This is a genomic window from Affinundibacterium fentianense (genome assembly GCF_018139545.1).
Lineage (GTDB): Bacteria > Pseudomonadota > Gammaproteobacteria > Burkholderiales > Burkholderiaceae_D > Undibacterium > Undibacterium fentianense.
Window position 1 is genome coordinate 1,018,292 of sequence record NZ_JAGSPJ010000001.1, and the last position, 21,614, is coordinate 1,039,905.

Genomic DNA, 21,614 nt, shown 5'->3' on the forward strand with positions numbered 1-21,614 from the left:
GTCATGAGCATTCCCAACTTCGGCGCCGCGAGGGGGAATGCTATTGCTACTGCAGTAGATCGATCGCTGCGGCGCTCATTGCCTGTACCGAGGCCTTGATCGCGGGCTCCGCAATCGGCGCAAATTTGCTGGTGTGAGTACCAGGAACATAGGCTAGCCCCGCATTAGCTTTCGCTAGATGTTCGGCTTCGGTTACACCCACATTAAAAAGAACGGTTGGAATTTCGCGTTGTGGCAAACTGTACAGGGCAAAATCCTCACTGCCCATGATAGGGAATCCATCACTGACTTTAGCCGAACCAAGTACCTTTGCAATCGATTTTTTTACGCGCGCAACCAGATCCCGATTATTGACATTCGCGGGTCCCGTTTCCGTTTCTATGATTTTAACGATAGGTTTGCGATCTTCCGCAAGACCATTGCTCACTGCCAAACCATCGGCGGCACGGCGGATCCCATCGATGATGATCTTCATTGCCTTATCGCTATGCGCTCGTGTTGTTAATTCTAGTTTTACCTCATCGGGGATAATATTACGTTTGGTGCCACCATGAATACTTCCGACCGTCACCACAGCTGAGTCAAGCGGATCTTGATTACGGCTCACGATGGTTTGAATTTGGTTGATAAATTGTGCGGCCATCACGATAGGATCGCGTCCCCGATGGGGGGCAGCACCATGACCACCCACTCCTCGTATGATCACATCAATGGACGTTACCGCAGCATGGGTCGCACCAGCATATACGCCCACCTCGCCTGTTGGTATTGCGGCACTGTCATGCATGGCCAATGCCATATCTGGTCGCCCAAAACGCTCATACAATCCATCCCGCAACATCGCTTGTGCGCCATCCAAGGTCTCCTCAGATGGCTGACCGACCAGAACCAAAGTTCCACGCCACTCTTGACGCCGAGCCGCAAGCTCTCGCGCCGTTCCAACCAAGGCTGTCACATGCAAGTCGTGGCCACAAGCGTGCATTACACCAATCTCTTGCCCCATGGCGTTCTTGGCTTTAATCTTACTAGCGTACGGCAATCCGGTTTCTTCGACAATCGGCAACGCGTCCATATCTGCGCGAATTAAGAGGCGTGGCCCTGGCCCATTTTCTAGCACAGCAACGACACCATAGGCTTGACTACCGTCCTCATATTTTCCGACGCGCTCGGTCACTTTGTAGCCAGCCTTGCGTAACTCTGCTGCCAAATTTGCAGAAGTATTTTTCTCGAAATGCGACAATTCCGGATTCGCATGCAAATGTTGGTAATAGCGGAATAAATCATCGGCATGGGCAATTGTTACATTAAAAACACCCAAAGCAAGCAACGCCACCATCGATCGCAAGCGAAGACTCTTTTTCCCCATAATGTCACCTCTAAAGTAAGCTATACATCGTGTCAACTTTGACCTAGTTCGGCAATACCGTTCTGACTAAAAGTCCATTATATAGACGAGTAAAGCAAATCATTGCCACGCCAAACCAACTGTTGTTTTCGAGATAAACTGCAAGCTACTCAATTAGTTATGAGGGCTTCAATCAATACGCAAGGTACGCACGTGTTACGTTCACCATCGCTGTTGGCTGTCACATCAGGTTCTTCAATTTACCGAAGCGCCGCGCTTACTACATTGCACATTCTGATTTACTCTCTTTGAGTTCGCTGCGTAAAAATTGTTCGATGTAATCGAAATGGCGAAGTGGAGCTCGGTGATTTCCATCTATAGCAATATGTCGGACTGGAAAAGGAAAACGCTTTGCTTCAAGTCGTTGCACAAGTCTCTCAGACATTTCTGTCGAGGGCCACATCTCATCTTTTTTTGCTGAAAGAAGCATCACGGGGCCATTAATTTTTTCGACGGAAATCGCCGCTCTTTCCATCGCAAGTTGGTCCTCCATCATAATGGAAAATGCTGCGCGTAGATCGCGTCGCATTAAGGCTGGGTAAGTCGCCTCTGACACTGGAACAAAGGGGAATACCTTGCCATGATGACTCCACCCCGGCGTATCCATTGTCAGTGTTAAAGCAGGAAATACTGAACTACCTGGAACAATCCCGATGACCGCATCGTATTCACTATAAAGACTGCCAAGCAACAAAGCTAGTTCCCCCCCGCGCGAACCGCCAATCACGACTATGCACTCAGAGTTGATGCCAGGAGCGCGCGCGGCTTGCATCACAGCTTCATGGATCGATTCAATAGCAATACGGTCGAGATTCGCTGGCGTTTCTTTTGTCCCAAAGTAGCCCAACGCTAAGACAGCATACCCTTGCTCCAAAAAGCGGTCACGCTGTGCTTTCCAGAATTGACTCGCCCAAGGATTTCCTCCTTCTGAGCCGCCCAATCCAACGATCAATCCCTGTTTTTTGCCACTTCCGACAAACAATTGTTGACTAACTTGTCCGTGCCTCTCAGGGAAAACGACCGCTTGATCTTGAGCAATCGCCACATTCGAGACATCAAACCCAATCAGTATGAACATCGACATGCAAGTTATCCATCGCTTCATTTCTTGTCCCTCCCTAAACGCTGATCCAATTGGCGCTTTTCCCAATTCGCCCCGAAAAATGCCTTTGCATCGAATAGCTCGATGATTTGATATGCCAACCAAAAGCCCCATCCGACCGCGAGTCCCAAACCGTTTCGGATTTCACCATTGTGGACGTACGACGCGACACAAATTAGTGGCACAACAATGAAATAGGCCACCAATTCGACAATCAAGTGCCGAATTGCACGAATGTTTTTGAGTTCAGCTTTCTCCACTTCATTCAGTTGGGCTTCATCGACCGCTTCAATCAGCCCAAGCTGTGTAATTGGGAGCTCAAATACGGCAGCAAGACACTTGGCTGTTTCTGCCGTCGCAGCTTGCCCTTTTTCAATTCGCTGAATTGTGCGTTGGCTGACACCACTGAATTCCGCCAACTGTGCTTGCGTCCAGCCCCGCTCATTACGAAGATTTTTAATCGACATTGCGTATTCCTTGCATCATTAAAGGAAATTCCAGTTTACGAGGAATTGCAGTTTTCAGTAACGAAATCGGGCGAAAGCGATGTGACACGAAGACGACATGGCACGACAAAGGATAACGAATCGATACTTTTTGCACACTCATGGCAACTGGGTAGCACATTGCTGTATTTTTTTATTTCGCAAAAAAAGCAACCCATCCGACCCAACACTTGCGAATCCTACCGGTAAATCTGAAGATTTTTTACCAGCAACTACGACCTCACGCGCAATGCAAAACACTTAAAATGTTGCCTCACATGGTTCCGTATCGACCTTGCTTTGACCATGATATGGTGCCAATTAAGGCCCTGCTAGCTAAGCAAAATTCACTTAGAGATCAAACCGTACTCGGCATATTTGCGGCTAAAGAAAGACCTATGCACGAACATAAGGATGGTACTTGGACTTGAAATCAACATCGCTTGAACACCATCACAAATCGGATAGTGACAGATAAAAATTGACTCATTGAATCAGCATTTACCCATAGGAGAAAAGCACATGAAATGTCCCGTCTGCACCACCTGCCACCTATTGATGTCAGAACGTCAGGGCGTCGAGATCGACTATTGTCCGCAGTGCCGCGGTGTATGGTTGGATCGAGGAGAATTAGACAAAATTATCCAACTTTCCGGGACGCAAACGCATATTCCGCAATCCGATACCGCTAGCCTTCCCCCAATGGGAAGTCAGATCCATCAAACGAGTTCGCCGCATCCTGGGCACACTGAGCACAAACATATCCCAGCACCAGCCTATCATCCACCAGCTCAAAAACAGTATTCTAACCACCACCAAACACATTACCCTCAGCAAAATACTCAATATAAGAAACGAAAGGAGAGCTTCCTCTCTGAGCTGTTTGATTTCGACTAATGCATGCACCGCTAATCCAAAGTCACCGACAAGATATGAGTCGAACTAAATTGTTACGACGACACGGGCACCAAGCAATCTCACTTTGGTGTCCTGTCGACGTCTTCCTAGGCATCTGCCAGACTTTCTCCTTCAGCCTACGCTGAATCGGATCGACGTTTCATCCAAGCGTGCGATCCATAATATGCGTTATCAACGCATGATTAGCCGTATCATATCGAATTCAAATCGAATTCAAATCTAATTCAACACCTGTCCATGCTATCGCTTCGACCACGCTTTCTGCCATGACATAGTCGACTGACAACCATAACGCACTAGCCCGACTAAGCTTTCAAAACGCACAGACTCGACCAATTTCATTTCAGGTTAATTATGCAAGATCTTCACCACCATCTCAATTTCATCTTAGAACTTGATAAGCTCAAAGCAGTCTATCGCAAAGCATTGATCAAGGCGGATAATAATCGTTACGAAAACAGTGCAGAACATAGCTGGCATATCGCACTCACTTCTCATGTCCTCGCACCTTATGCTGATTCATCGGTCGATATCGCGCGCGTGAGTTTGATGCTCTTAATTCACGATATTGTCGAGATCGACGCGGGAGATACATTCGCATTTGATCACCTCGCTGTCCTAAGTGCACAATCGATTAAGGAAAGCGCTGCTGCCGAACGTATTTTCGGATTATTGCCAGCACCGTATAACGCCCAATTTATCGATTTATGGAATGAGTTTGAAAAAGCCATGACGCCTGACGCCCAATTTGCCAAAGCGATGGATAGGATTTTGCCGCTGATCCAAAACATGCAGAATAATGGCGGCAGCTGGGCGCAAAATAGCGTCACTAAAAATCAAGTCATCCAACGCAATCAGTATTTAGAAAAGTCGGCACCTAAACTATGGCACTATGTTCTAGCACAGATTGAGACAGCGACGCGCAATGGTTGGCTCAAAGAGGAGTAAAGCCATGCTTATCGAAGATTTTTGCTCTTTTATTGTCAATAAATTTTCTATTTTTTAAAAAGGTATTCAGTAAACCGTTGTTGCTGCGCCCTGATCTGCGAGATTGCGTCTTCAATTGATGAACAATGATTGACCAAAAAAGTAGCATGGATTACTCTGCATGCACTTTAATTACGAAGCCGAAACTGAAGCCGCATCACGATGCCTTAGATTGAGAATACACTTCTGAACCACAATGTACAATTAGAATGAGAAAAACAAAGTACTTGTCTCAACAACTCTCTCGAGCCGCCTTATTGTTACTGTCGGCTATCAGCGGGGCTGGCACAGCTCAAACAAAACACACGACGATTCAAGTCACCACAGAGTACCTTTTCCCCTTGAATATCGTTGATAAAGAAGGCGAGGCAATCTACGGTCAATCCGCCGACAAAGTCCATGAACTGTTTAAGCGCAGTCGTCTGCCTTACCAGATGAATATGATGAGTTGGAACCGCGCCTTCGAACTCGCACGTAAGAACCCAGATACTTGTGTATTTTCAACGGCGCGTATCAAAGAAAGAGAATCATGGTTTCAATGGGTGGGTCCCATCGCATCAGGTCATTGGGCAGTTTTTGGCAGTCCTGAAAAGCTGGGAAAAGTGACACGCCTCGAAGACATTCAACACGCGACAATCGGAACCGAGATTGGCAACGTTTCAGTGCCTTACCTCTCGGAACGCGGTTTTCACATGATTACTTCTAGTGAATCTGAAACAACCTTCAAGAACGTTGCTGTTGGGCGGATTGATTATGCGACGGCAGGTGACATTCACGGCAAGAAAATCATCGCAGAACATCACCTCGAAGATAAAGTCATTTGGCTGTTTAACTACCAAACATCTGATTACTACCTAGCCTGCAATCCTAAAATGAACTCAAATACGATTGCATTATTAAACGCCAAGTTGCGAGAAATGAAGCAAGACGGTAGTTACAAAAACATCGATGCGAAATACTAAATCGACCGTCTAGGTTTGATTTATAAATCCTAATAGCATTGAATTTGCAGGCGTTTCGCCATCACAGGGTGTATCAGTCGCGGTAGCGATCAAAGATTCGTTTCAACTCTCCACTTTTCGATAGATCAAGCAAAGCATCTTGAATCATTTTGACCTCGAAAGCGGGTAAGTCTTTCCGCAATCCCATGTAAAACTTCTCAGTATGAAAAACGTGATCTAGAACACGCACTTCCCGAGACAGCCCCGCTTGTTGGATCGACGACTTGAGACCTGGGGAGCGGTGACAATAAAATCGGCCTCTCCCTGCTAACAGTTTTCTTAGATTTGAAAGTGATGAAGTCGCGCTCGGATCTAATTTTAATCCGCCGATCTTTTGCAGAATATCGACGATTCCAAAGCCTTGAAGTGCCAAAATAACGCCATTGTCCCCAAGCTGCCGTATCTCCTCCCAAGACTTCACTTGCACTGGATCATCCGCCCGAACGGCAAGCATGTAATCAACAGAAAACAAAACCGTACTTAATAACTGATATTGTGCCGTATTACGTGGAAGATCTTGCACACCGCAAATGAGATCAATGCGCTTATCCTGAAAATACAAATCCATCCTTCTGCGCGGCATCCACACCTGGTCACCACTAAAATGTATCGTGGGAAAGCGCTTTTCTATCGAACGAAAAATATCAACACAAATACCACTAATCGCGGGTTTCCCTTGGCTTTTAATTGCGATAAATTTGGGTTCGGATGATTCTTGCGCTGCTGTCCGTATGTGAATCTCCGCCGATGTCAGTTGTGGAAATCCGCACACGAAGAGCGTGAATACCACAATCAAAACGTTCATCGGACTCCTCTGCATTCCAACACTTCCTTTTACTAAAACGAAACAGCCATCGAACACACCAACAAACCAAAAACCAATAAACTAAGTTGCTACATTTGAACTATATAGCAGAAACAGCAAATAACTGCCAACAACGAGCGCCACAAGGTAGTTTTGGACACGTTCCAAACAAGAGCCAATTCGATGGACGCAGTTCACTAGTGCATCTCAACTCAATGGCATAAATTAAAATCAAAACGAAAGATCGAGCGAAATTATCAGAGCTGAACGAAATACAAACTCCCTTGTCTAAACGCCTTCCCGAGACTGCGCCCGCTTTACCACCGACATTAATATGGCACTTTCGTATTCGACCCAGACGGCAATAGTGTTGAGACGATTTGCCACCACGCAGAATAAGGTTTTTCAGTCGTGTCGCAGATTCACCAAAAACGCATCAAAAGTAAGCAATTGAGCTAGCTAGAAATCTCACAGACGACTACGATGGTAAACAGCCCCCAACGCACGAATCGCAATACAAAGTTAAATAATAATCATGAATTTCGTTAAAGATGTTTAATTTCAATGCATTAGGATAAATTTTATGTCCACCGGAACGAAAACATCGTTATATTGCCATACGGTAATTTTTATTTGCTCGTCTTTTATACTTGCTTTCTCAAAGGCTCACAATGTTTTCTCAAATGGGTATTGCTAAACGACTGTATGTGGTCTCCTTTCTCCTGATCATCGCGCTTGCGGTTGTCGCCATTGATGCTTGGGTCTCATTAAAAGGGATCAAAACCATGGTGGTTCAAACCGAAGAAAAGCGCGTGCCACAGATGATGCAAATTGCAGCGATCGAATTAAATGTCACACGCACTTCACTTTTGCTTCGCCACGGTATCTTATCGCGCTCGCCAGAAGAATTGGCCGCGACAATGGCAGACATCAAAGAAAAGCGGCAGCTAATTGACCAAAATCTAAATGATTTCGAACATGGCGTATTCACCAAAGAGGGGCGTGCATTTATTGAGAATTTCAAGCCCATCATGAAACGATTTTGGGAAATCGGTGAGCAAAACATTCAATTGATCTTAGATGGAAAAAAAGACGAAGCTTTCGAATATCTTGTCAGTAAAACGATTCCAGCACGTAATTTACTATTGACTGCGAGTGGGCAAGAAAAAGACCGACAAACCAAACAACTAAGACACGAATTGGCGACTTTTTCCAAAGAAGCGGATATGACAGGCTATCAAATCGTAGGCTTAGTGTTAGTGGTGGCAATCGGGTTGGTCATCTTCTCTGCTTACCTCGCTCGTGTGCTCCGCAAACGGGTGGAAATATCGCAAGAAATTGCGGAGCGCGTGCGCCACGGCGACTTAGTCCACGCCGTTATCGACGATAGCCATGATGAATTTAGTCCATTACTCGCCTCGCTCCACGCAATGCAACAAGCTCTGATTGAGATTGTTAGTAAGGTTCGCCATTCTTCTGACGGTGTTGCAACCTCAAGCGCCGAAATCGCAACGGGTAATATGGACTTAAGTCAGCGGACTGAAGATCAAGGCATGAGCTTGGAACAAACCGTCAGCGCAATGGCACAACTGAATACAACCGTAAAACAAAATGCGGAGAACGCACGGCAAGCCAACCAGCTCGCGGTCTCAGCATCGGAGATCGCGTCACAAGGCGGTCAAGTCGTCGCAGAGGTTGTGGAAACCATGAAAGGTATCAATACAGCATCAACAAAGATTGCCGATATTATCGGTGTGATTGATAGCATTGCATTTCAAACAAATATTCTCGCGCTCAATGCTGCGGTTGAGGCAGCTCGCGCAGGAGAACAAGGCAGAGGCTTCGCGGTGGTCGCGTCAGAAGTCAGGAGTTTGGCTGGTCGCTCGGCGGAAGCTGCCAAAGAAATCAAGCATTTGATCGGTGCCAGTGTCGAACGTGTGAATGAAGGCTCTGCTTTGGTTGATCAAGCTGGTTCAACGATGGAAAAAGTCGTCAGTGCCATCACACGTGTGACCGACATTATGGCCGAGATCAGTGCGGCTAGTGAAGAGCAATCGCGAGGGGTTGGGCGTGTCGATCAGGCTGTGACACAAATGGATGCCAGCACGCAGCAAAATGCTGCCTTGGTCGAAGAAATGGCAGCAGCAGCAGCCAGCCTCAAATCGCAAGCTGGCGAACTCATCACCGCGGTATCGGTATTTAAACTACGCTGAGCGCAAGGATGACCCAATGCAATCGATCATACATCCGAAGTTTTGAATTCAATGTTCAATTAAGCAGGAACCTGAAGTGAGGATTGGCTCTTTAGTTGAAAATGAAGCGCCTCTTCTTTTAACCATTGCTCAAATGCGTATAAGGCCTCACTTTTCTGTAGTCCCTTGGGCGTGACCAAATAGTAACTATAATCGGATGGTGCAATCAGATCGAACAATCTCACCAAATTACCCGCTTCTATCTCCCCCGCGACCAAACTATGCCGTGCTACCGCGATCCCCTGACCCGCTTTCGCTGCTGTTAACATCAAATTACTATCACTATGATGGGTGTCGTGTTGAAAGTGGTTGATGTCAACGCCTGCTACGCAGCTCCAGTTGTGCCACTCGCGCCCGTTTTCCACACTTAAAATTCGATAATTTCGCAATTGTTTGGGCTTGCTTGGAAATCGGCCACCGTTGAAACTCGGACTACAAACCGGATATAACTGATCATCGAGTAATTTTTCTGCATCGTAATCTTCCCATTTTCCCAGACCAAAACGAATTGCAATATCGGTTTTGGTTCGATCGAGATTCACGAGTCCAATCGCTGCTTGGATATGGATGGCAAGATCGGGATGCCGCGACTGAAATTGCCCCAATCGAGGAAGTAACCAAAAGGTGGCGAAAGACTGCAATGTTGCGACGCGAATTGCATTGTTTCGTTTATCAGAAGTCAACTGCGACAAGGCTCGAGCTATTTGCCGCAGTGCTGGCTGAATCTGCTTGAGTAGTTGTTGCCCTTCTGGGGTTAACTGCATTTGCCGTCCCTTGCGCTCAAACAAAGCTACCGAAAGCGACTCCTCTAACAAACGCATTTGCTGGCTAATTGCGCTATGCGTAATATGTAGCTCCGCCGCAGCCAAAGAATAACTCTTGTGACGTGCAGCGGCTTCAAAAGTAACAAGCGAATTTAACGAGGTTGGAAACATGTAGTATTGTTAGTTTTTCTTACAATAGATGTCAATAAGTATCGTTCGCCTTTTTCAAGCTAAGCCGTTAGCATGCAAACCTTAATGACGGAATGTCAAACGCTTTTTTATCCGCATTGGACAGTTGTGAAGCTACCTTTTTGTCATTCAGCTGGAACCATTGTAACCAGTAGAATTGGTGCCACCAGCAACCTAAACGCAGGCATTACGGATTTCCATTACTTTATAAACTGAATTGCTATGTCACTCTCAAACTTAACTCGACTTTTACTACTCGCACTTATCTGGGGAACCAGCTTCATGCTGATGCGGATCGCGTCACCAGTGTATGGCCCCTTCCTCACCACCTTCGGACGTGCAAGTTTGGGAGCCTTCGCAATCTACTTATTTGCACGCCATCGTGGCATTGAATTTCATTGGAAAAAGAATGCGAAGACCTATCTGATCATTGGATTGGGCAACACCGCCATCCCGTTCAGTCTGTTCGCATGGTCTGCACTGCATATTCCTTCTGCCTATATGGCAACCATGAATTCTCTCGCCCCCATCTTTACTGCGGTGTTCGGTTTTTTGATATTGGGCGAACGCTTAAGTTGGTTGAGAATTAGTGCTTTCATCATGGGCTTGTTTGGCGTCGCAGTTTTAGTCGGCATCGGCCCTGTGAGCGTGACCCCACTGGTCATACTAGGGGTCTTGGCGGGAATGGGTGCTGCAGTCAATTATGGTTTCGCTGCCATCTACACACGGATGCATGCCAAAGAAATTCCATCGCTGGCGACCGCTGCGGGCAGTCAATTCGCGGCCGCACTGGCCCTGCTTCCGTTTGCATTTCCTGCTGTTCCCCATGCCATTGCGTACGGCACGATACAAGCTTTCATTTCTGTTCTGATTTTGGGCATCGTTTGCACAGGAATCGCGTATGCGCTGTTCTTTCATCTTATTTCAACAGAAGGTGCAAGCAAGGCCGTGACTGTGACCTTTTTGATTCCTGCTACCGCTTCCATTTGGGCTTGGTTACTACTAAACGAACCAATCACACCTGGCATCATCACAGGCATCATGATCGTTCTATTGGCAACTGCGATGTCACTCGGCATATTCAAATTACCCGCCTCTCTGAAAAGAACGCCAACAAATTCGTAAAGACCATTCGATCTGGCTAAGCTAGCTAACCAGATCGACTTTTATCGTCCTTTAAATCCGCTCATGGGGTTGCGGACTCCTTCATTCAAAAACGCCATGAATGGGTGCGCGAGCAATTTTTTACGATTTTACGGCGCGCAATGTAAGTCAGATGGCTTTACTTAAGCCCCGATGCAACTTATTCCCTTCACGCATCATAATGTCAATTGACTGTTAATTCGCGAATACGCTTTGGGATTACAATGCGCTCGCTTATCTATTTTTAGTGGAGACTGGTAATGCAAGAATCAGCATTTTTTGAAATTGAGTTTTATGTCCTCATTTTGCTTACTTTTTTACTGCCTATTGGTATCTATTGGATGATGCTAAAAAAGCGGTCTATTTCAAAAATCCACGTATTAGCCTATGGTATCGTACTCGTTTTGTTATCAGCTTTAAATGTGGTCCTACTCAGGCTGTTGCATGACATCGCGATGAAAACACCCTCACTTGCGGATGAAAAACTATTCGCGTCGGAAATTTCCATTGCCTTGTATGTCGTTCCAGCAATTTTTGCAGGAATTGGTATCAACATTATTTCCCACGTCCTGATTGAACACCTTAAGGAAGCCGAACGGAATTTTTCTCAAGATGAATCAACGCACCGATAAGTGAATAGTCAACGACAATCCACTCCAATAATGTCAAATAAAACGGTAATTTTCCTTTTTGCATCAAAATCACTGGTTCGCAACCGAGTAGCGTCAACAAAAACCTCTAATCAAGCGTACTCCGTCTCATTTTTGCCTATCTACTTCATTTGAAAAAAACCCATCAAGTTTTGCAGTTGTTCCGATTGCTCCATCAATTCTTCTGCCGTTGCAGCAAGCTCTTCCGATGCTGAAGCATTTTGCTGTGTAATTTGATTTAATTGATTCATCGCGACATTAATCTCTCGAATCCCTTGAGTCTGTTCTTCTGATGCAGCAGCAATTTCTTGCACTAGATCTGAAGTCCTTCCAATGCTCGGAATCATGTCACTAAGTAATTGCCCCGCATCATCGGAAATATTCACGGTCCGCTCAGCAAGCGCGTTAATTTCTTGCGCGGCAACTTGGCTGCGTTCGGCCAATTTACGAACTTCAGAAGCGACTACGGCAAACCCTTTACCATGCTCGCCGGCACGTGCAGCTTCGATTGCAGCGTTTAAAGCCAGCATATTGGTTTGGTAAGCTATGTCATCAATAATACTGATTTTGGCGGCAATCTGGCGCATTGATTCAATCGACTGCGTGACAGCAACACCACTTTTCTTTGCCGTCTCTGACGCTTTTGTTGCCATTCCGTCCGTTACTTTTGCATTGTCGGTATTTTGCGCAACCGACGCTGACATCTCTTCAATCGCGGCACTGGTTTTGTCGACTCCCGCTGCTTGCTCAGAGGAAGATTGCGCCAAACTCTGCGCGGTGGCACTAACTTGTTCAGATGCCAAACTGAGTGCAGCGGCGGCATCTTTAACTTCGCTCATAATCTCCGCAAGTTTTGCCGCTGTCCCATTCACGTCATCTTTGAGACGTGCAAAAGTCCCCGCATATTGATGTTCGATTCGTTGCGTCAGGTTGCCGTGAGATAAGGCTGCAAGAACCCGCGCGATATCATTCAGACCAGCCTCACTTGTCGCAATCAATTTGTTCATACCTTGCGCCAATTGTAAGAAGAATGCACTTTTATTTTTCTCATCGACGCGCTGGCTAAAGTCGCCTGCTGCGGCACTTGACACAATGCGATTGATTTCAATTTCGGCTGCCAATTGGTCAGTGACATCAAGCCATTGGCCCACGGTCCCGATTTTTTCTCCACTATCAGCATAGACTGCGGAGGTGATCACATCATAGTCACGCCCACCCAGTTCAAGTCGAGTCTTAACGGTACCTTCAAGATTTTGTAATCGATTTAGCGCGGCAACAGGGTCTGCATAAAATATTCCAATACTGCCCCCCTCAACTTTGTCCGCTTCAAATTGCGGAATCTTGGCACGGAAGGCGGCTTCATCTCTTCGCAATGTATTCCTTAACTCTTGATTGATGTAAATGATGGTACCGTCCATCGTAGCAATTCGCACAGGCACGGCTACCGCATCCAATGCCATACAAATTCGATGATTTTCCTTTGCAATTTGATCCGCTTTGGCCAAGTTGTCACTCATTGCTTTCAGCGCTCGCAACAGATCACTGGTTTCATCCTCCGAGAGAATCTGAATCTGCTGAGAAAAATCCCCTTCTGCGACACGTCGCGCTATATCAACTGCCAGTTTCACCACAGAATCGAGCGCGAGACGGATGCGTTGATTGTCCTCTGCCACGGCAGCAGCAGCGGCTAAACTTTGACTCATTTCTGCGAGTGCGCGCAGCAGGTCCCCCGTCTCATCTGAGGTGTCGACCTTAATCTTTTGTCCCAAATTTCCCTGAGCGACACCTTTAGCAACTTCGACTGCATAGTTCACAGGTTGCGTGATACCAGCACTAATCACGCCACAAATCCAAAGCAATAGACCTGACAGTAAAGCGGCGCCAAGCATAAATAGGCCTGATCTGGTCCAAAAAGCCGCATTAACTGTGTCCACATACACACCAGAACCGATTAACCAACCCCAAGGTGCAAATCCCTTAACAAATGAAACTTTTTCGACAGGTTTACTTTGTCCGGGTTTGGGCCACATATAAAAGACAAAACCCGACTCATGTGCTTTTACAGTCTCGACAAATTCAACAAATAGTTGTTTACCGTCAGGGTCTTTGATATTCGCAACATCCTTACCGTCGAGTTCAGGTTTGATAGGATGCATCAACATGCGCACTTGCATATCATTGACCCAAAAATACTCCTGCCCTGAATAGCGCAAACTTTGAATGGTTTGGAGCGCGGCGGCTTTGGCATCCGCTTCACTCATTAAACCCTTGCGGCTCTGCTCGTAAAAATGTCCAATAATTCCATGACTGGCTTCTACCGCTTGGCGAACACTGTTCTGCCGCTCTTGCATCAAGAGTCGCTTTTCTGACAATAAAAATATGATTGTCAATAGAACCAAACCTAAGGTCGCACAATAGGCCAACAAACGCAATTTCTTACTGATTTGAAAGTATTGAATTTTTTGTGAAATCAAACGAGAAAAAGACATTGTTGGTCCCCACCAAAGCGGAAAGAATGAAAAGTCAAAAAAAGTGGCTTAGGATCAACTTTTTTGAAAGTTTCGTCAATCCGCGTTCCGCGACTTTGTTGTTTATCTGTGCACCATCAATTGAGTATAAAACCGTCACATCAAAATGCCACCGAGTCGTAAAAAAATGCAAAACAACAAAGGCAAAGGTCGCGAATGCAATCACAAGATTGGCTTTGAACAAAACGTCCCGCTCACTCGCTTGGTTAACAAGCGCAAAACCTGACCTCCATTTCGATAAAGCCCGAATAGAAGTAAAAACACCTTGCATCTCATCGTTTCATTTCTCAAAGGAAATTGGATAATCCTTCTATTGGCGAACAAGACATGGGCCAGAATCAATCGACAGCCGATTTATTCAGCCTTCGATATTTACTTTAAAGATAGAAGGAAGACTATGCTAGTCGAACGCGAAGCTGAAAGCTGCTATTTGGGTCAATTCATTCCCCTTCAGTATCATCACAATATGTTGATGGATGCAAATCGTATGGACAATTTCAAAGCAGCCATACAGCACCAAGTATTTGAGGGAGCAAAGGTACTTGAGCTAGGAGGCGGAACTGGTGTTTTGTCGTGGTTTGCTGCACAACATGCAGCAAAAGTCTATTGCGTCGAATTTAATCCTGATATGGTGGCAGAGGCGCGTCGCTTAATGGGCATGAATCAACACGGTGAACGAGTTGAAGTCATTCACGCTGATGCTTTTGAATACCTACCACCTGAACCTGTCGATTTTGTCATTTGTGAGATGATCCATGTCGCGATGCTTCGCGAAAAGCAAGTCGAGGTCATTGAAAACTTCAAGCGTCGCTATGCGGCTCGTTTTCCCGATGCCAATATGCCCGTCTTTATTCCTGAAGCAATCTTAATGGCGGTCCAACCTCTGCAACAACGTTATGATTTTTCTGGTTTTCAAGCACCAATTATCCAGTTTCAATTAGGTGGTGTGTTTACCGCAGACACCCAAGAACTTGCACAACCAGTGCTCTACAAAATAATCGATTTTACCCAAGCCAATGATTTGTTCGTGAATTGGGCCGGTCAGATCAAAATAGAACAAAGTGGGCGACTCAGCGCACTGCGATTCATCACAAAGAATGTCTTAGCAATTGTTCCAGAGACCAACTCAACCATTGATTGGCTTAACCACTATATGGCTTTGCCACTCAAAACACCTATCAATGTCAACGCTGGCGACATTATTGAGGTTCGATTCAACTATCGAACAGGGGGGGCGATTGATTCTCTACAGCAGACTATTTCTGTCGAGGTCAATCCCCACTTGAATAAACTTGAACGTGGACGACACTTAATTGAAGCATAGGGAGATCATGTCGTTTCCTGCTCAGTATTGTTCCCAAAAGGAAATTAAGAGTCGGCAATTTCTACAACCATGAAACGCCAATAAAAACTGAATATTTGCATCGCAGCTCAAAGTGCAGAACCCAATTGCCCCTCATTCAAGGGGCAAACCATTTTTCTCTGGCGGCAGATCTTACGAACTTCGTTAGTAAACGATTTGATGCATTTACATCATCCTAGCTTGCCTAAATAGTTGTTGCATCGAATCCCCTCGGGATCTCAACGCGAGATTGGAACTTTCCGCATGATCCAAATCTCTTCCACGCCAATGCTCAAAACGCTCAATGTCAATTTTTGTGACACAGTCAGTTCTCTTTCGCTATAATCCTTGAGCTGTTTTTTAATTAATATTTCAAGAAATTAGGCGACACCTAATTTCCACGAAGTTACAGCGACGCCCTGTCGAAGAATCAATTTTGCCCCACGCCCTTTATTCGCGATAACTATGAAATCTTTTCAACGTATTTGCATCTTCATCGCTCTGTTAACTTTGTCAATTGGCAGCAACGCGCAAATGCGCAAATGTATTACGAGCGGTGGAAAGTCTATCTATACGGATCAGCCCTGTGCCAGCAAGGCGGGAGAGAACGCGGCTGAAGTCAAAGATAGCGAGTTATTAAAAAAAATTAGCTCAATTAATGGTCAAAAAAATTTGGAAAAATCCTGTTGGATTCTGGGTCACCGAGATTCTCAATGTTATCCACGCGTAATCAGCGAACTCGGAACAGTGTTTCGTGAAAACTGTTCGATCCCGAGTAAACAGTACGAAAAAGATCAATTAAATGGGAAACGACGCCCTCATCGAAACAACGATCCAGAAAATGAAGGCGACGACCTACTATTCGAACATCGCTACACTGAAAAGAGTCGCTCAACTTTGCAATGTGACGCATTAGAGAAGGAAATGTGGGACTTTTTAAAATCAAATTTTCCTAAACGAATTTCGGAACAAGATGCCAAGATTATCAACTACAAATTGAAGATTTCACCGACCAAAAATTCTGAGAGTTACTATTGAGTTTCAGTTCTTACAGGATCAACAATACGAGAAACAAAATCGACTAGACCGCACGCTTACAATCCGCGTCATATAAATTCGAAGAACCTACGAGAAAAAACGGTCTGTCGTTGCTTCATGATATGGATGTAGTCACCATCGCATTTAATAGACCTTACCAATAATAATGATACGCAAACTGATCATCGCATTCTGCGCCCTTGGCATTGCCTACTACAGCATCCAAATCAATCAATTAAAAGATCGTATTTCGCTGTCGCCCAATTCGGCTTCGGCTTCGACGTCGGCCTTGGCCTCGACTTCGAATAAGACTTCTCCTGCGCAATCAAAGAAACGGGAACAAATGCGTTTTCATTTTACGATGAGTTCACGTGACATTCAGTTGATTGAAAGGTGTCGTCAGTTGTTCAGTGAGAATGACCAGATGGTATTGGGTATCGATCCAAAAGATAGCAGCACCGCGAATTTAAAAGTTGAACGCATATTTCAAACTCAAATGATGCAGGAGATTTTAGACTTAAACAAAGCACTTAAGTCCAACGGCTGCATGCAAAAAGACAGCGATGTGTTCGAAATAAAGACAAATTAATCTTTGTCTCGAAAGGCCTAAGCGATCCCAGCGCGAGTCCATTCGATCGATAGTGACTGAGTTGGAGATCATCGCCATAAAAAGAAACCAAGCTTTAGAACACAGCTTGGTTTCCTATTTAAATGAATCAAACTAACCAAGTTAACCTGATTTCTTAAACTGTTTTTCGCTTTACTATTTTCTGAAACAGGCTGACTATTCCCAAGACGCCAGCGCCGGCCACTATCCCGCACAATGCATCGAACAACGAAGGAATAAAAGCAGCCAAAAGTGAGCCTATGCCAATCACACCCGATGCACTGTGGGCGATCTGATGTGAAAATTCACTCAAAGCATGTACGCCATGTGTCAAAATTCCACCGCCAACTAAAAACATCGCCGCGGTACCAATCACCGTTAGTGCTTTCATAAGACGGGGTGCAAACGCGACAAAGCCATCCCCCAATTTGCGCTGAAATCGATTTAAAAAAGATTGCCCTTGATATTTTTGCAAATAGAATCCCATGTCATCAAGCTTAACAATCAGAGCAACAAAGCCGTACACACCAACAGTCATCAACAAACTAACCCCCGCCAATACGGCTAAACGGGTGGAAAATGCAGATTCCGCAACAGTTCCAAGCGTAATGATGATAATTTCACCGCTCAACACAAAATCCGTTGTGATCGCCCCTTTAATTTTGTCCTTTTCAAATTGTACGATATCGACATTTTGATCATCCAAAGCATGAACCAACTCGACATGATGCGCCTCATCTTCAGCTTCACTATGCAAGAATTTATGCGCCAATTTTTCAAAACCTTCAAAACACAAATAGGCACCACCTAACATCAACAATGGTACGATTGCCCAAGGGGCGATTGCGCTAAGAATCAATGCGATCGGCACCAAAATCATTTTATTGACTAACGATCCCTTCGCGACAGCCCACACGACTGGCAATTCGCGTTCAGCGCGCACGCCGGCAACTTGCTCCGCGTTCAAGGCAAGATCATCGCCAAGGACACCAGCAGTCTTTTTAGCGGCAACCTTCGTCATCAGGGCAACATCATCTAAAACGGTAGCGATATCATCAAAAAGTGTGAGCAAACTTGCGCCAGGCATAATGACTTTCTATAAAAAAGAAGAGTGCAAATTCTACTGTACAAAACTACCATCTCCTAGTGCTTCCTGTTGGTGATTTTTAGTTCGAATCACCATGCACGAATTGAGTTGAATTTCTCTGGAACTTTCCAACCAAGAGTCAGTCTATTTTTGCTGTGGTCCGGTGCTCAATCATGGCATTGTCATCAATAGCCTATTCAAAGGAAAAAAATGAAAAAAAAGCTCATCGCACTTAGTCTCTGCGTCATCTACAACTTCGGTATTATTGCGACGCCTGCAATAGCAAGCACGACAACTTCTATTCCCAAGATAAAAGCAAGTGAACTCAGTTTAGAGCAAATTTTCCGTAGTCGCTCCTACATGGGCAAAGCAGCAACACAGATTCGATTCAGCCAGGACGAACGCTTTCTTGCCTACACTTGGAATCCATTTGGCGAGGAAGGGAATGACCTTTACCTCCACGACACCGAGACAGGCAAAACGACCAGAATTACTTCCCCAACACTGATGAAAACGTATGACCCACCAGAAGATTGGGATCGCTTCGAAAAGAAACTCCGCCAAAAAGAGAAGGAGCTGAATGAACGTCAGGCCAAAGCCGAAGCGCAAGCTGCCTATCTTCGTGGTGAAAAGGTGGATTTGCTTCAATGGGAACGTGCTGCAATTGCCGATCTCAAACAAGAACTAGCTGATAAGAAAGCGCGAGAAGCAGCGCTCAAGATTGAAAAGGATCTCGACATTGCCAAGGAAAAAATGGCAGTTGCTGCATTAAAAAATAGCAAGTCAAATGACCCACAAGAGAAAAAAGATCCGTTATCTGACATGAAAACGGATGGCAAAGCGACCAGCAAACTCGATGATACGAAGAAAAGTGAAGTCGACAAAGAGCTATGGGAGCTTCGAGATGAATTGAAAAAAAAGCTAGCCAAAGAAAAGTTGAAAAATAATGATCTCTATCCAGGAGTGGAAAACTACGTATGGGCAAAAAATGCGCAGGAGCTCATCTTCCAATATCGTGGCGATTTATTTCGACTCCAAGCACAATCTGGCCAAATTGAGCGCCTCAGCAAAACCGATAAAGTCGAGCGCATCGTCTCTTATCTCGCCGACGATAGCGGTTACTTATATATGGATGATAAACGCATATTTGCTTCAAGTTTTAACAGCAGCAAACTACGCCAATTAAATCCGGAGTTCATTTTTGCGGATGACGCCGACAAGAAGTATAGCCTCACTTCAACGATTCTCAGCGAAGACAAGCAGTGGATGGCAATTTCTGCGAATGCAACTCCAGCAGACCCAGCGAAGTCACCGAGCGGGCGTCAAATTGAAATCATGAATTATAACGAACGATTTGCAACCGCTAAAAAAGTCAGTCGTGAAGTATCAGATGATAAAAGAACCGTTCCCGCAAGTGCCTTGTATATTCGTCGGGTCAGTGATGAATCCATGCGCCAACCTTTGCCAGTATTCACCAATGACGGCGGTGATGTCTGGTTTGAAATGAGCCGTGTTAGCTTTTCTAAGGACGGTAGGCAATATACTTTTGCAACTTGGGAACGAGAAAAAGAACTATTGCGTATTTATCTTGGCAGTACAGCCGAATCAGGTAAGCCAAAGATTGTGTTCGAAAAACGAGGCGATATTGGGCATGAAGTGGTTGATGTGGTTGCACCGCAATTCACTCCTGACGGCCAGCAATTAATTGCAGTCCTTGACGAACTTGGCTACCGTCAGCCTTTTACAATTGATTTAAGTAATGGCAATGCGAAGCCGCTTTTAAAGGGTAACTTTGAGGCGCATCAGATACTTCACATGACACCCGATAGCCAAACCATGTTTGTGCTCGCGAATCGTGATGACTTTGCATCCATGAATATATTCAAAGTAAAAATGCAATCCGGTGAAATGATCGCGTTGGGTCAGCTGGGTGACTTTCATCGTGCGACCGCAGTATCGGAAAACGGCTCACTAGTCGCGAGTGTTGCCGGACAATGGTCGAATCGACCCGAATTAAAGTTGATCAATTTGAGAGGCGATCAACCACAAGCTCGTACATTGACCGATAGCCATGATCCCAAATGGAATGCGGTTCATTTGCTCCAGCCCGAACGCTTTAATTTTACAAACCGACATGGCGACAAAATCGATGCTTACGTTTTCAAACCATCTAATTGGAGCAGCAGCGATAATCGTCCCGCCATCGTGTACACCTATGGTGGCCCATTAGGTGACCGGCATATCATCGAAACAGATAGCTTCCAAGCGACGGCCTATCAGTTTGGAATGTATATGGCAGCGAAGCATGGCTATGTGACTGTCGCCGTAGACCCGCGTGGACACTCAAATTATGGCCGAAGATTTAGCGATGCGAATTGGGAACAAGTCGGCAAACCACAGACAGAGGACTTAGAAGACTTAAGTAAGTACTTGCAGAAAAAACTGGGGGTTGATGGAAAAAGGATTGGTTTGACAGGTTGGAGTTTTGGCGGATTTCAAACACAATATACGATGTACACCAGTCCGGATACATTTGCCGCAGGAATCGCCGGGGCGGGTCCGACGGAGTGGGAAAACTATAACAGCTGGTACAGCGGAAGGACTATTGGTAAAGTTGATCGTAGCAAGCCCAACCTGCGCCGCTACTCATTGTTACCACTGACCATAGGATTGAAAAAACCCCTGATGTTAGTGCACGGGATGCAAGATCCCAACGTCTTATATCAAGATACCGTCAATGTGTATCGTGCATTACTTGAAAATGGCAAAGAAGGTCTCGTTGATCTCTTCCTTGACCCAGATGGTGAACACGGATTAGGTGGTGCCATCAAACCGAAAGCTTGGCATAAAAAATATGAAAGTTTCTTCTTACAACACTTAGGGAAAGCACGTTAATTGCGTACTGATTGCATATATAAGCAACTTTACATCTTACGCATTGTCACCTGCTAGACCCTGTTAGACAAAGCGCGAGAGCGAGGGATAACTCAGCATCCATCGCTCTCCTCTTCTACCTACAAAAACAATGGCGATTGCAACTGTAATCAGAGATCGTTTGCAAACCACTCGGCGAGTTAAATATTGCGTTGCCATTTGGTTCAATTGCCCTTGGTGTAGAAATCCGATCGACTCGCAGTCATCCACATGACGATAGTGTTCACGCGAACCCATGCCTAAGTTCGGTCTTTCTTGTTCACGCTTCTTTTCCCTTACGTGCGCTTCCTTAACACGATTTGTTGCGGACCAAGGCGACAAATGTATCCTCAACAGAATGTACGAAAAGCTGCCACAATAGCGATTATCTCCATTCT

The 21,614-nt window shown here is 45.4% G+C and carries 17 protein-coding genes; 10 read left to right on the plus strand and 7 right to left on the minus strand.

Going from position 1 to position 21,614, the window contains the following annotated elements; translation table 11 throughout:
• Positions 1-46: 46 nt before the first annotated feature.
• The 3 genes from KDM90_RS04485 to KDM90_RS04495 all read right to left on the minus strand — a co-directional run bounded on the left by KDM90_RS04485 (position 47) and on the right by KDM90_RS04495 (position 2,974).
• Positions 47-1,366, minus strand: a complete 1,320-nt coding sequence (locus tag KDM90_RS04485) for a M20 metallopeptidase family protein (protein WP_212674346.1) — start codon at positions 1,364-1,366, stop codon at positions 47-49.
• 259 nt (positions 1,367-1,625) lie between these two features.
• Complete coding sequence (locus KDM90_RS04490; RefSeq protein WP_212674347.1) at positions 1,626-2,489, minus strand: acyl-CoA thioester hydrolase/BAAT C-terminal domain-containing protein; 864 nt, start codon at positions 2,487-2,489, stop codon at positions 1,626-1,628.
• A gap of 17 nt (positions 2,490-2,506) precedes the next feature.
• Positions 2,507-2,974 carry a helix-turn-helix domain-containing protein gene (locus tag KDM90_RS04495; protein ID WP_212674348.1) on the minus strand — a complete coding sequence of 156 codons (468 nt, stop codon included), beginning with the start codon at positions 2,972-2,974 and terminating at the stop codon, positions 2,507-2,509.
• A 540-nt stretch (positions 2,975-3,514) separates the two neighbouring features.
• Between KDM90_RS04495 and KDM90_RS04500 the strand changes: the two genes are divergently transcribed.
• The 3 genes from KDM90_RS04500 (at position 3,515) to KDM90_RS04510 (ending at position 5,859) form a co-directional block, all read left to right on the plus strand.
• Positions 3,515-3,889 (plus strand): TFIIB-type zinc ribbon-containing protein, encoded by a 375-nt coding sequence (locus tag KDM90_RS04500; RefSeq protein WP_212674349.1) that lies wholly within the window; start codon positions 3,515-3,517, stop codon positions 3,887-3,889.
• 375 nt (positions 3,890-4,264) lie between these two features.
• Complete coding sequence (locus tag KDM90_RS04505) at positions 4,265-4,858, plus strand: HD domain-containing protein (protein ID WP_212674350.1); 594 nt, start codon at positions 4,265-4,267, stop codon at positions 4,856-4,858.
• A 248-nt stretch (positions 4,859-5,106) separates the two neighbouring features.
• On the plus strand, positions 5,107-5,859 hold the full coding sequence (locus tag KDM90_RS04510) for a substrate-binding periplasmic protein (RefSeq protein ID WP_212674351.1): 753 nt from the start codon (positions 5,107-5,109) through the stop codon (positions 5,857-5,859).
• 73 nt (positions 5,860-5,932) lie between these two features.
• On the opposite strand, the gene KDM90_RS04515 is transcribed toward KDM90_RS04510, so the two are convergent.
• Complete coding sequence (locus KDM90_RS04515) at positions 5,933-6,703, minus strand: substrate-binding periplasmic protein (protein WP_212674352.1); 771 nt, start codon at positions 6,701-6,703, stop codon at positions 5,933-5,935.
• Between the two features lie 671 nt (positions 6,704-7,374).
• Here KDM90_RS04515 and KDM90_RS18230 point away from each other — a divergent pair.
• Positions 7,375-8,916 carry a methyl-accepting chemotaxis protein gene (locus KDM90_RS18230; protein ID WP_212674353.1) on the plus strand — a complete coding sequence of 514 codons (1,542 nt, stop codon included), beginning with the start codon at positions 7,375-7,377 and terminating at the stop codon, positions 8,914-8,916.
• 59 nt (positions 8,917-8,975) lie between these two features.
• On the opposite strand, the gene gcvA is transcribed toward KDM90_RS18230, so the two are convergent.
• Positions 8,976-9,890: a transcriptional regulator GcvA gene (gene gcvA, locus KDM90_RS04525; RefSeq protein WP_212674354.1), complete on the minus strand. Its 915-nt coding sequence runs from the start codon at positions 9,888-9,890 to the stop codon at positions 8,976-8,978.
• A gap of 240 nt (positions 9,891-10,130) precedes the next feature.
• Between gcvA and KDM90_RS04530 the strand changes: the two genes are divergently transcribed.
• Together KDM90_RS04530 and KDM90_RS04535 are read left to right on the plus strand one after the other, a co-directional pair.
• Positions 10,131-11,033, plus strand: a complete 903-nt coding sequence (locus KDM90_RS04530) for a DMT family transporter (protein ID WP_212674355.1) — start codon at positions 10,131-10,133, stop codon at positions 11,031-11,033.
• A 278-nt stretch (positions 11,034-11,311) separates the two neighbouring features.
• The gene (locus KDM90_RS04535) at positions 11,312-11,683 is read left to right on the plus strand and encodes a hypothetical protein (RefSeq protein ID WP_212674356.1); all 372 of its coding nucleotides are present in this window, start codon (positions 11,312-11,314) and stop codon (positions 11,681-11,683) included.
• A 140-nt stretch (positions 11,684-11,823) separates the two neighbouring features.
• Here the strand turns inward: KDM90_RS04535 and KDM90_RS04540 are convergent, their stop codons facing one another.
• A complete protein-coding gene (locus KDM90_RS04540) occupies positions 11,824-14,190 on the minus strand; it encodes a cache domain-containing protein (RefSeq protein ID WP_212674357.1) in 2,367 nt (788 codons plus the stop codon).
• A gap of 436 nt (positions 14,191-14,626) precedes the next feature.
• On the opposite strand from KDM90_RS04540, the gene KDM90_RS04545 reads away from it, so the two are divergent.
• From KDM90_RS04545 to KDM90_RS04555, 3 genes are all read left to right on the plus strand, one after another.
• Positions 14,627-15,553 carry a methyltransferase domain-containing protein gene (locus KDM90_RS04545; RefSeq protein ID WP_212674358.1) on the plus strand — a complete coding sequence of 309 codons (927 nt, stop codon included), beginning with the start codon at positions 14,627-14,629 and terminating at the stop codon, positions 15,551-15,553.
• A gap of 483 nt (positions 15,554-16,036) precedes the next feature.
• Positions 16,037-16,609: a hypothetical protein gene (locus KDM90_RS04550; protein WP_212674359.1), complete on the plus strand. Its 573-nt coding sequence runs from the start codon at positions 16,037-16,039 to the stop codon at positions 16,607-16,609.
• A 166-nt stretch (positions 16,610-16,775) separates the two neighbouring features.
• Positions 16,776-17,198: a hypothetical protein gene (locus KDM90_RS04555; RefSeq protein ID WP_212674360.1), complete on the plus strand. Its 423-nt coding sequence runs from the start codon at positions 16,776-16,778 to the stop codon at positions 17,196-17,198.
• A gap of 154 nt (positions 17,199-17,352) precedes the next feature.
• On the opposite strand, the gene KDM90_RS04560 is transcribed toward KDM90_RS04555, so the two are convergent.
• Positions 17,353-18,303 (minus strand): DUF808 domain-containing protein, encoded by a 951-nt coding sequence (locus KDM90_RS04560; RefSeq protein WP_212674361.1) that lies wholly within the window; start codon positions 18,301-18,303, stop codon positions 17,353-17,355.
• Positions 18,304-18,513: 210 nt separating this feature from the next.
• Between KDM90_RS04560 and KDM90_RS04565 the strand changes: the two genes are divergently transcribed.
• Positions 18,514-21,198: a S9 family peptidase gene (locus KDM90_RS04565; RefSeq protein ID WP_212674362.1), complete on the plus strand. Its 2,685-nt coding sequence runs from the start codon at positions 18,514-18,516 to the stop codon at positions 21,196-21,198.
• Positions 21,199-21,614 lie beyond the last annotated feature (416 nt).

Coding starts and splice junctions, on each gene's coding strand:
- KDM90_RS04485 (WP_212674346.1), bottom strand. CDS start 1,366: ATGGGGAAAAAGAGTCTTCGCTTGCGATCGATGGTGGCGTTGCTTGCT.
- KDM90_RS04490 (WP_212674347.1), bottom strand. CDS start 2,489: ATGTCGATGTTCATACTGATTGGGTTTGATGTCTCGAATGTGGCGATT.
- KDM90_RS04495 (WP_212674348.1), bottom strand. CDS start 2,974: ATGTCGATTAAAAATCTTCGTAATGAGCGGGGCTGGACGCAAGCACAG.
- KDM90_RS04500 (WP_212674349.1), top strand. CDS start 3,515: ATGAAATGTCCCGTCTGCACCACCTGCCACCTATTGATGTCAGAACGT.
- KDM90_RS04505 (WP_212674350.1), top strand. CDS start 4,265: ATGCAAGATCTTCACCACCATCTCAATTTCATCTTAGAACTTGATAAG.
- KDM90_RS04510 (WP_212674351.1), top strand. CDS start 5,107: ATGAGAAAAACAAAGTACTTGTCTCAACAACTCTCTCGAGCCGCCTTA.
- KDM90_RS04515 (WP_212674352.1), bottom strand. CDS start 6,703: ATGAACGTTTTGATTGTGGTATTCACGCTCTTCGTGTGCGGATTTCCA.
- KDM90_RS18230 (WP_212674353.1), top strand. CDS start 7,375: ATGTTTTCTCAAATGGGTATTGCTAAACGACTGTATGTGGTCTCCTTT.
- gcvA (WP_212674354.1), bottom strand. CDS start 9,890: ATGTTTCCAACCTCGTTAAATTCGCTTGTTACTTTTGAAGCCGCTGCA.
- KDM90_RS04530 (WP_212674355.1), top strand. CDS start 10,131: ATGTCACTCTCAAACTTAACTCGACTTTTACTACTCGCACTTATCTGG.
- KDM90_RS04535 (WP_212674356.1), top strand. CDS start 11,312: ATGCAAGAATCAGCATTTTTTGAAATTGAGTTTTATGTCCTCATTTTG.
- KDM90_RS04540 (WP_212674357.1), bottom strand. CDS start 14,190: ATGTCTTTTTCTCGTTTGATTTCACAAAAAATTCAATACTTTCAAATC.
- KDM90_RS04545 (WP_212674358.1), top strand. CDS start 14,627: ATGCTAGTCGAACGCGAAGCTGAAAGCTGCTATTTGGGTCAATTCATT.
- KDM90_RS04550 (WP_212674359.1), top strand. CDS start 16,037: ATGAAATCTTTTCAACGTATTTGCATCTTCATCGCTCTGTTAACTTTG.
- KDM90_RS04555 (WP_212674360.1), top strand. CDS start 16,776: ATGATACGCAAACTGATCATCGCATTCTGCGCCCTTGGCATTGCCTAC.
- KDM90_RS04560 (WP_212674361.1), bottom strand. CDS start 18,303: ATGCCTGGCGCAAGTTTGCTCACACTTTTTGATGATATCGCTACCGTT.
- KDM90_RS04565 (WP_212674362.1), top strand. CDS start 18,514: ATGAAAAAAAAGCTCATCGCACTTAGTCTCTGCGTCATCTACAACTTC.